Origin of the sequence: Anaerotignum lactatifermentans (assembly GCF_016902535.1) — a bacterium.
Lineage (GTDB): Bacteria > Bacillota > Clostridia > Lachnospirales > Anaerotignaceae > Anaerotignum > Anaerotignum lactatifermentans_A.
The window spans coordinates 1-636 of the sequence record NZ_JACSNY010000049.1; the positions used below are offsets into that span (position 1 = coordinate 1).

Below are 636 nucleotides of genomic sequence, written 5' to 3' on the forward strand. Positions count from 1 at the left end.
CTTTCGCATGGTCCCCAAACCCCCGCAGGCGACCAAAGGGACAGAATTTCCCTTTGGAAACCCTTTCGCCGACCCGGTGCGGGTCGGAAGAGCCGGAAACGGCAGTTTTAGGGTTAGGCCTTTTATGCGCAAAGTGCTTTTGCGGCCTTTATTGAAGGAAAGCCCTGATATTTGCCAATAGCAGCTCCCAAAACAAGACTTTTCGATAGTTGCTGAATTTGATTTTTACCAATGGAAAAGGCTTCGTTTTGGGAGGGGGTCTTGGGGAGGAGTTCTCCCCAAGCCGCTCAGGGGTGTGGGGAGATTGCGGAACTCCCCACGTTTTTGGTACTTTTTCTAAAAAAGTACAAAGAAAAATGAAGATTGCGGAACTCTTTGCACCGTCAAGAAAGACGGTCAGCCATAAATGGCTGAAGTTTGCAGAGCAAACTTGCTTGACCGAGCGTTTTTGGTACTTTTTCTAAAAAAGTACAAAGAAAAAATTAAACATATGATAGAGAGGTTTTTAAATCAAAGGGATGTATCTCAGAAAATCCCAGGCTGGTTTTCCTTCGGAGAGGTACTTTTGGCGCAAAAGTACCCAAAACTTGGGGACCTTTCGCATGGTCCCCAAACCCCCGCAGGCGACCAAAGGGA

The 636-nt window shown here is 47.0% G+C and carries 1 protein-coding gene; it reads left to right on the top strand.

The features are described from left to right. Positions 1-406: 406 nt before the first annotated feature. Positions 407-636 (top strand): hypothetical protein (locus tag H9X84_RS12780; RefSeq protein WP_205134628.1); only part of this gene is annotated, 230 nt, incomplete at its 3' end.